7 protein-coding genes are annotated in these 8,327 nt (G+C 73.6%); all 7 read right to left on the bottom strand.

The window, feature by feature from the left end:
- A partial coding sequence (locus ACFWEK_RS15500) for a proton-conducting transporter membrane subunit (protein WP_430554603.1) occupies positions 1-827 on the bottom strand: 827 nt, incomplete at its 3' end.
- A 28-nt stretch (positions 828-855) separates the two neighbouring features.
- Positions 856-1,155, bottom strand: a complete 300-nt coding sequence (gene nuoK, locus ACFWEK_RS15505; protein WP_429735884.1) for an NADH-quinone oxidoreductase subunit NuoK — start codon at positions 1,153-1,155, stop codon at positions 856-858.
- Positions 1,155-1,997: an NADH-quinone oxidoreductase subunit J gene (locus ACFWEK_RS15510; RefSeq protein ID WP_430548149.1), complete on the bottom strand. Its 843-nt coding sequence runs from the start codon at positions 1,995-1,997 to the stop codon at positions 1,155-1,157. The genes nuoK and ACFWEK_RS15510 overlap by 1 nt, the downstream gene beginning before the upstream one ends.
- 47 nt (positions 1,998-2,044) lie before the next feature.
- Positions 2,045-2,824: an NADH-quinone oxidoreductase subunit NuoI gene (gene nuoI / locus ACFWEK_RS15515; RefSeq protein ID WP_430548108.1), complete on the bottom strand. Its 780-nt coding sequence runs from the start codon at positions 2,822-2,824 to the stop codon at positions 2,045-2,047.
- Positions 2,821-4,179 carry an NADH-quinone oxidoreductase subunit NuoH gene (gene nuoH / locus ACFWEK_RS15520; RefSeq protein WP_430554604.1) on the bottom strand — a complete coding sequence of 453 codons (1,359 nt, stop codon included), beginning with the start codon at positions 4,177-4,179 and terminating at the stop codon, positions 2,821-2,823. The genes nuoI and nuoH overlap by 4 nt, the downstream gene beginning before the upstream one ends.
- Positions 4,176-6,833: an NADH-quinone oxidoreductase subunit G gene (locus tag ACFWEK_RS15525; protein WP_430554605.1), complete on the bottom strand. Its 2,658-nt coding sequence runs from the start codon at positions 6,831-6,833 to the stop codon at positions 4,176-4,178. The genes nuoH and ACFWEK_RS15525 overlap by 4 nt, the downstream gene beginning before the upstream one ends.
- Positions 6,833-8,167 carry an NADH-quinone oxidoreductase subunit NuoF gene (gene nuoF / locus ACFWEK_RS15530; protein ID WP_430554606.1) on the bottom strand — a complete coding sequence of 445 codons (1,335 nt, stop codon included), beginning with the start codon at positions 8,165-8,167 and terminating at the stop codon, positions 6,833-6,835. The genes ACFWEK_RS15525 and nuoF overlap by 1 nt, the downstream gene beginning before the upstream one ends.
- Positions 8,168-8,327: the final 160 nt, after the last annotated feature.

Below are 8,327 nucleotides of genomic sequence, written 5' to 3' on the forward strand. Positions count from 1 at the left end.
GGGCCGGAGCGCACCAGCAGGTAGACGCCCGCGGTCACCATCGTGGCCGCGTGGATGAGCGCCGACACGGGCGTCGGGCCGGCCATCGCGTCCCCGAGCCAGGCCTGCAGCGGCAGCTGCGCGGACTTGCCGCACGCCGCCAGCAGGAGCATGAGGCCGATGGCGGTCATCACGCCCTGGCCGGCCGCCGTCGCGCCCTCGCCGGCCGCCGGCAGCACCGTGCCGAAGCTCAGCGAACCGAAGGTCGCCAGCAGGAGCATCATCGCGACGATGAGCCCCATGTCGCCGACGCGGTTCATGACGAACGCCTTCTTGCCCGCGACCGCGTTCTCCCGCTTGCCGTCCCAGAACCCGATGAGCAGGAACGACGCCAGGCCCACGCCCTCCCAGCCGACGAAGAGCAGCAGGTAGGAGTCCGCGAGCACCAGCAGCAGCATCGCCGCGACGAACAGGTTGAGGTACCCGAAGAACCGGCGCCGGTCGACGTCGTGGTCCATGTACGCCACCGAGTACACGTGGATCAGCGTGCCGACGAACGTCACGAGCATCACGAACGTCATCGACAGCGGGTCCACCTGGAACCCGAGGTCCACGTGCAGGGCCCCCGCGTCGATCCACGTACCCACGGTGTGGGTGCCCACCCGCTGGTCCGCCGGGGCGCCCAGCATGTCCAGCAGCATCACCAGCCCGACGACGAACGTCGCCACGCTGGCCAGCACGCCCAGCCAGTGCCCCCACCGGTCGGTGCGCCGGCCGGCGACCAGCAGCACGAGGGCGCCGATCATCGGGGTCGCGACCAGCCAGGGGGCGAGGGAGAGAGTCTGCATCGTCGTCTGCGTGTCCACAGGTCGCCTCTCAGCTGTGCAGCAGGTTGACGTCGTCGACCGAGGCCGACCGGCGGGAACGGAAGATCGTGATGATGATCGCGAGCCCCACCACGACCTCGGCCGCGGCGACCACCATCACGAAGAAGGCGAGCACCTGGCCCGTCACGTCGCCGTGGATGCGCGCGAACGTCACGAACGCGAGGTTGGTGGCGTTGAGCATCAGCTCCACGCCCATGAACACCACGATGGCGTTGCGCCGCAGCAGCACCGTCGTCGCGCCGATCGCGAACAGGATCGCGGCCAGCCCCAGGTAGTGGGTGATCTCCATCAGCGCACCTCCCCCGTGCCGGAGCCCGTGTCGGACGCAGGGTCCGACGGGGTGCTCCGAACGTCTGACAACCCGTCGTCGATCTCGCGCTCGTCCGGCGCAGGGCGCGGCCCGGTGAGCCGTGTGCCCGACAGGTCGCGGCCGACGAGCGTCTCCTCCTCGGCGAGGACCGCCGTGGCCGACCGCTCCTGCCCGCGGATGCGCAGCACGCGCGGCACGGAGTGCGGCAGCGGCTCGCCGTCGGGGCCGAGCGCCGGCGTGTCCATGGCGTTGTTCTGCGCGTAGACGCCGGGCGCGGGCAGCGGCGTGAGCGTGCTGCCCTGCGGCAGGGCGGCCACGCGCGCGGCCGCGAGGACGCGCTGGGTGGGCCGCACGCTGAGCCGACGACGGTGCGTGAGCACCAGGCCGGCCAGCGCGGCGGTGACCAGCAGGACGCCGACCACCTCCATCGCGAGGACGTAGTCGCCGAGCAGCACCCGGGCGAGAGCCACCGGGTTGGTGAGCTCCTCGGTCGCGGCCAGCCCGACCGCGGGCGGGAACGCCGCCTGCGCGATCACGCCGAGCAGCACCACGACCAGCCCGAGCCCGAGCAGCACGCCCAGCCAGCGCTGGCCCTTGATGGTCTCGGTCAGCGAGTCGGCGGAGTCGACGCCCACCAGCATCAGCACGAACAGGAAGAGCATCATCACGGCGCCCGTGTAGACGACCACCTGCACGACGCCGAGGAACGGCGCCTCCTGCGCCACGTAGAGGATGGCCAGCCCGACCATCACGAACATCACGCACACCGCGGCGTGCACCGCCTTGCGGGCGAACAGCAGCCCGAGCGCGGCGAGCACCATGAGCGGCGCGAGCACCCAGAACAGCGCGGCCTCCGCGCCCGACGCCGTCACCGCGGGCCGTCCGTCAGGTCAGGGCTGGGGAGCGTCGCGACGTGCCCGCCCTCGGCGGCCTGCCGGGTCGCGACGGCGGCCTTGGTGGCGCTGCCGCGCAGCCGGTGCCGGCGCGGGGTCGGGGGCGGCGCGTCCCCGTGCGCCACGCGCGCGGCGGCGTCCAAGGTCGGGTCGTCCGGCCGGTGCTCGCGCACCCAGTCGACCTGCTGCGCCGTCGGGGCGGTGACCTCGCCGCGGTAGTACTCGGTGTCCGTGGTCCCCTCGACCATCGGGTGCGGCGCGGCGAGCATCCCCTCCGCGAGCGGGGCGAGCAGGTCCTGCTTCTCGTAGATCATCCCGGCGCGGTCGGGCCCGGCGAGCTCGTAGTCGTTCGTCATCGTGAGCGCCCGGGTGGGGCACGCCTCGATGCACAGCCCGCAGAAGATGCAGCGCAGGTAGTTGATCTGGTAGACGCGGCCGTAGCGCTCCCCGGGCGACATGTGCTCGCCGTCGGGCAGCTCCGCGTTGTCCGCGCCCTCCACGTAGATCGCGTCGGCGGGGCACGCCCACGCGCACAGCTCGCAGCCGATGCACTTCTCCAGCCCGTCCGCGTAGCGGTTGAGCTGGTGGCGCCCGTGGTACCGGCGCTGCGGCGCCGTCTTCTTGCGCGGGTACTGCTCCGTCACCGTGGGCCGGAACATCGACGAGAACGTCACGCCGAACCCGGCCACCGGGGCGAACAGCTCCCCCAGCGGTCCCTTGGACGGGCGCAGCGGCTCGTACGGCTTGTCGGTCATCGCGTCTCCTCGGATCGGTCGACGGCGGGGTCGGGGGCGGCGGACGCGCCCGGGACGTCGGCGGCCTGCATCACGTGCCGGCGCGCGCGGGGCGACGGCGGCAGGGCCTGGCCGGGCAGCGGCGGCACGGGGAACCCGTCGGCGAAGGCGTCGAAGTCGCCGGCCGGACGGCGCGCGCCCCCCGGTGGTCCGTCGCCGTCGGCGGCCTTCGCCTTCCGGTCGGGCCAGAGCCACAGGAGGCCGATGACGACCACCGCCGCGACGGCGACGCCGGTGATGAGCTGGGTGCGGGTGACGCCCGCCAGGCCGAGGTACTGGAACACGCTCAGCACCACGACCCACACCAGCGCGACCGGGATGAGCACCTTCCAGCCGAACGACATGAACTGGTCGTAGCGCAGCCGCAGCAGCGTGCCGCGCACCCAGACGAACACGAACATGACCAGCCAGAGCTTGACCAGGAACCACAGCACGGGCCACCAGCCGGTGTTGAACATCCCGTCGTTGATCGCCGACAGCGGCCACGGCGCCCGCCAGCCGCCCAGGAAGAGCGTGGTGGCGACCGCGGAGACGTTGAGCATGTTGATGTACTCCGCCAGGAAGAACCAGGCGAACTTCATCGAGCTGTACTCGGTCATGTAGCCGGAGACGAGCTCGCCCTCGGCCTCCGGCAGGTCGAACGGGAGCCGGTTGGTCTCGCCGATCATCGAGATGACGTAGACGACGAACGCGGGCAGCAGAGGCAGGAACCACCAGATGCTGGTCTGCGACGCCACGATCTGGGAGGTCGACATCGAGCCGGCCATGATGAACACGCTGACCAGCGAGAGCCCCATGGCGAGCTCGTACGAGATCACCTGGGCCGTGGACCGCACCGACCCGAGCAGCGGGTACGTGGAGCCCGACGACCAGCCGCCCAGCACGATCCCGTAGACGCCCATCGACGCGCAGGCCAGGACGTACAGGATCGCGACGGGGAAGTCGGTGAGCTGCGCGGGCGTCGAGTAGTCGGTGAACGGGATCGTCACCTCGGGGCCGAACGGGATGACGGCGAACACCAGCAGCGCGCAGAACACCGAGATCATCGGCGCCAGCAGGTACACGATCCGGTCGGCCCGGGTGACGTTCACGTCCTCCTTGAGCAGCAGCTTCATCGCGTCCGCGAGCGACTGCAGCAGGCCGAACGGGCCGTGCCAGTTGGGTCCCGGGCGCACCTGCATGCGCGCCACGACCTTGCGCTCGAACCAGATCGCGAAGAGCACGCTGGTCAGCAGGAAGACGACGATGAGCACCGCCTTGATCAGCGACACCCACAGCCAGTCGTTGCTGAAGTCGGACGCGACGCCGGGGATCATGCGGCCCCTCCCTGTGACTTCTCGTCGGTCGAGCCCGGGACCCCGCCGGCGGCGACCGCCTCCGGCGCGCCGATCCGCACCAGGTCGCCCGGCGCGGCGCCGAGCGTGTCGTGCACGCGGCACCCGCGCGACGCGAGCGGCAGCCACACCACGTGGTCGACCATCTCCGTGATGGCGACGGGCACCGTCACGGCGCCGCGGTCGGTGGCCACGGTCACGCGGTCGCCGTCGTACACGTCGACGGCGGCCGCCGTGGCCGCCGACATCCGCGCCACGGGCCGCTTGGCGGTGCCGGCGAGGAACTGCTCGCCGTCCTGCAGGGCGCCGTCGTCGAGCAGCAGGTGCCAGCTCGCCAGCACGGCGGACCCGGTCGGCACCGCGGGCGGCTCGACCGGCTCCCCCTCCGGTGCCGGCACGCGCGCCCCGCCCCAGGCCGGCAGCGCCGCGATCGCGCGGTGCGCGTCGAGCGCGGTCGCCGCGCCGAGCGCGACGCCGGCCTGGTCGGCCAGCGCGTCGAGCACGCGGTGGTCGGGCAGCGCCGACGACTCCAGCGCCTGGCCGAACGCGCGGACGCGCCCCTCCCAGTTCCAGTACGACCCGGCCCGCTCCACGGGCGGGGCGACGGGGAGCACGACGTCGGCCAGCTCGGTGACCTCCGAGCGACGGACCTCGAGCGAGACCACGAAGCCTGCGGCCGCGAGCGCGCGCCGGGCGTGGGCGGGGTCGGGCAGGTCGGCGAGCTCCACCCCGCCGACGAGGACGCCGCCGAGCTGCCCGACGGAGAGCCCGTCGAGGATCTCCGCGACGTCGCGCCCCGGCACGGCCGGCAGCGCGTCCGCGTCGACGCCCCAGGCCGCGGCCACCTCGGCGCGGGCCGCGGGGTCGGTCAGCGGGCGGCCGCCGGGCAGCAGCCCGGGCAGGAGGCCCGCCTCGAGGCCGCCGCGCTCCCCCGCGCGGCGCGGGATCCAGGCGACACGTGCGCCGGTGGCCTCCGCGAGCCGCAGGACCGCCCCGTAGGCGCCGGGCGCCGACGCGAGCCGCTCGCCCACCAGGATCAGCGCGCCGGGCGTCGCGAGCCCGTCGGCGACGGCGCCCAGCGTGGCGGTGTCGGAGTCGACGGGCACGAGCCCGCCGCCGGCGCGGGTGGCGAGGATGCCCAGCCACTCCGCCTCGGTGCCGGGCGCGGCGGGCAGCAGCTCGCCGTCGAGCCGGGCGAGACCGCGGCTCGCGAACGGGGCGACGGCCCACACCTTCGTGCCGTGCTTGCGCACCCCCTTGCGCAGCCGCAGGAAGGTGACGCCGGCCTCCTCCTCGGCCTCGAGGCCGGCGAGCAGCACGGCGGGCGCGGCCTCGACGTCGCCGAAGGTCACGCCGACGCCGGTGCCCGCCACCGCGTGGCCCAGGAACGCCGTCTCCTCCGCCGAGCCCACGCGGGCCCGCAGGTCGACGTCGTCGGTGCCGAGCACCGTGCGCGCGTAGCGCGACCAGGCGAACGCGTCCTCGACGGTCAGCCGGCCGCCGGGCAGCACCCCGACGCCGCCGGCCGCGCGGGCGGCGGCCAGGCCCTCGGCGGCGAGCTCGAGCGCCTCCACCCACGACGCGGGCCGCAGCTCGCCGCGCGACACGACGGCGCCGCGCTCGTCGAGCACCCGGTCCCGCACCAGCGGGACGGTGAGCCGGTCGGGCGCCGCCTGCCACGTGAACGCGAAGCGGTCCTTGTCGGTGATCCACTCCTCGTTGACCGCCGGGTCCTCCCCCGACAGCCGGCGCAGCACCACGCCGCGCCGGTGGTCGACGCGGATCGCGGAGCCGCACGAGTCGTGCTCGGAGATCCCCGGCGTCGACACCAGGTCGAAGGGCCGGGAGCGGAACCGGTAGGCCGCACCGGTGAGCGCGCCCACCGGGCAGATCTGCACGGTGTTGCCGGAGAAGTACGACGCGAACGGCTGACCGCCGGCCGTGGCCGCGGCCGACCCGAACGTCGCCTCGGCGGGCTCGCCGGGCGGCGGCGTGAAGTCCAGCACCGTCTCGTCGAACCGGCCGATCTGCTGGTGCGCGCCGCGCTCCTGCAGCGCGATGAACGCGTCGCCCGCGATCTCGTCGCTGAACCGGGTGCAGCGCTGGCACAGCACGCAACGCTCGCGGTCCAGCAGGATCTCCGTGGACACGGCGATCGGCTTGGGGAAGGTGCGCTTGACGTCCTCGAACCGGGTCTCCGCGCGACCGTTGCTCATCGCCTGGTTCTGCAGGGGGCACTCGCCGCCCTTGTCGCACACCGGGCAGTCGAGCGGGTGGTTCATGAGCAGCAGCTCCATGACCCCGTGCTGCGCCTTGTCGGCGACCGGCGACGTGCGCTGCGTCTTGACGACCATGCCGGGCGTGACCGTCATGGTGCACGACGCCTGCGGCTTCGGCATGGGCCGCACGTTGCCCTCGCGGTCGGGCATCGCGACCTCGACCAGGCACTGCCGGCACGCGCCCGCGGGCTCGAGCAGCGGGTGGTCGCAGAACCGCGGGACCTGGATGCCCACCTGCTCGGCCGCGCGGATGATCAGCGTGCCCTTCGGCACCGTCACCTCGACCTCGTCGATGGTGAGCGTGACCGTCTCCACCGGGGGCGCGGCCGCGGTGGACTTGTCCGTGGTCGCCGTCATCAGTGACCTCCCGCCCCGGCGAGCGCCGGCGACTGCTTGGGGGTGTACGGGAACAGGGCGCTCGCGCTCGGGTCGAAGGGGCACCCGCGGCCGTCGATGTGCGCCTGGTACTCGTCGCGGAAGAGCTGGATGCTCGACGTCACGGGCGACGTCGCGCCGTCGCCGAGCGCGCAGAACGCGCGGCCGAGGATGTTGTCGCACAGGTCGAGCAGGAGGTCGACGTCGCGCTCCTCGCCCTGGCCGGCCTCGATGCGGTGCAGCACCTGCTTGAGCCAGTAGGTGCCCTCGCGGCACGGCGTGCACTTGCCGCACGACTCGTGCGCGTAGAAGTCGGTCCACCGGCTCACCGCGCGGACGACGCACGTCGTGTCGTCGAAGAGCTGCAGCGCGCGGGTGCCGAGCATCGACCCCGCCGCCCCCACCGACTCGTAGTCGAGCGGGGTGTCGAGGTGGTCGGCCGTGAACAGCGGCGTCGACGACCCGCCCGGCGTCCAGAACTTCAGCTCGTGCCCGGCCCGGATCCCGCCGGCCAGGTCGAGCAGCTCGCGCAGCGTGATCCCGAGCGGCGCCTCGTACTGGCCCGGGCGGGTGACGTGCCCGGACAGGGAGAACAGGCCGTGCCCCTGCGACTTCGCGGTGCCCATGCCGGCGAACCAGTCGGCACCGCGCGCGACGATGCCCGGGACCGACGCGATGGACTCGACGTTGTTCACCACCGTGGGCCTCGCGTACAGGCCCGCGACGGCGGGGAACGGCGGCTTGAGCCGCGGCTGGCCGCGCTGGCCCTCGAGCGAGTCGAGCAGCGCCGTCTCCTCGCCGCAGATGTAGGCGCCGGCGCCGGCGTGCACGGTGACGTCCAGGTCGAAGCCGGTGCCGAGCACGTCCTTGCCGAGGAACCCGGCGTCGTACGCCTCCTGCACCGCGGCCATCAGCCGCCGGTACACGTGCAGCACCTCCCCGCGCACGTACACGAACGCGTGGTGGCAGCCGATCGCGTAGCTGGTGATCGCGATGCCCTCCACCAGGTGCTGCGGGCTCGCCAGCATGAGCGGGATGTCCTTGCACGTGCCGGGCTCGGACTCGTCCGCGTTGACCACGAGGTAGCGCGGGCCACCGTCCGGCGGGGGCAGGAAGCCCCACTTCATGCCGGTCGGGAAGCCGGCGCCGCCGCGGCCGCGCAGCCCGGAGTCCTTGACCGTCTGCACGAGGTCCGCGGGCTCCATCGTCAGGGCCTTGCGCAGCCCGGCGTACCCGCCGGCGGCCTCGTACGACGCCAGCTTCCACGACCGCTCGGCGTCCCACGTGTCCGTGAGCACCGGCATGAGGTCAGTCATCGCTGCCACCCTTCTCCGGCTCGGGGTTCACGTCGCCGCCCGACGGCGAGCGGCCGGGGCTCTCGTCCCCCGGCGCGGTGGGCTCGCGCTCCGCGCTCGACTGCGCCGTCCCGGTCTCCGGGGGCACCTCGGCGGCCGAGCCGGCCGAGCCCCCGTCGGT

The organism is Isoptericola sp. NPDC060257, from assembly GCF_042726645.1.
In the GTDB taxonomy this organism is placed as follows: domain Bacteria; phylum Actinomycetota; class Actinomycetes; order Actinomycetales; family Cellulomonadaceae; genus Isoptericola; species Isoptericola nanjingensis.